Origin of the sequence: Micromonospora sp. M51 (assembly GCF_018070305.1) — a bacterium.
GTDB classification, from domain to species: domain Bacteria; phylum Actinomycetota; class Actinomycetes; order Mycobacteriales; family Micromonosporaceae; genus Micromonospora; species Micromonospora parva.
Genome location: NZ_JAGPXZ010001510.1, coordinates 1 through 458, shown reverse-complemented (window position 1 = coordinate 458; position 458 = coordinate 1). Strand labels below are relative to the sequence as shown.

Genomic DNA, 458 nt, shown 5'->3' with positions numbered 1-458 from the left:
GTCCAGGTCGCCGCGACCCGACCGTCGACGAGCACCACGCGCTCGCCGGCCACCGAGAGGAGACGGTGCGCGTCGTCGATGATCCGGCTGCGGTCGTCGTAGCCGAGGATCGCGTTGTCGAACGCCGGCAGGAACCGCACCGGGGCGGGCGTGTCCGGGTCGGGGCGCGGCGCGTCGGGGAGGTCGATCAGCTTCCGGCCGCGCTCGTCGCGGAAGGTGACCAGCTCGTCGCGCATCGCAGTCACCGAAGCCGGCAACCCGGCGAGGCCGCACCAGGCCCGCAGGTCGGCCGAGGCAGCCGGGCCGAAGGCGGCCAGATAGCGGCGTACGAGCACCTGACCGACCGGATCGGCGCTCTGCGCGCTCGACGGTTCGAGCTCCCGGTCGAGCCACGCGGCGAGCAGGACGTAGCGCACGCCCGCCTTCGCCCGCCACACCCCGCGCGGCGGCAACTGCGC

At 74.9% G+C, this 458-nt stretch carries 1 protein-coding gene; it reads right to left on the bottom strand.

Features of this window, described 5'->3' with window-relative positions; all coding sequences use genetic code 11:
- Positions 1 to 458: crosslink repair DNA glycosylase YcaQ family protein (locus KBX53_RS35710; RefSeq protein ID WP_210864112.1), on the bottom strand; the 458-nt coding region annotated here is incomplete at both ends.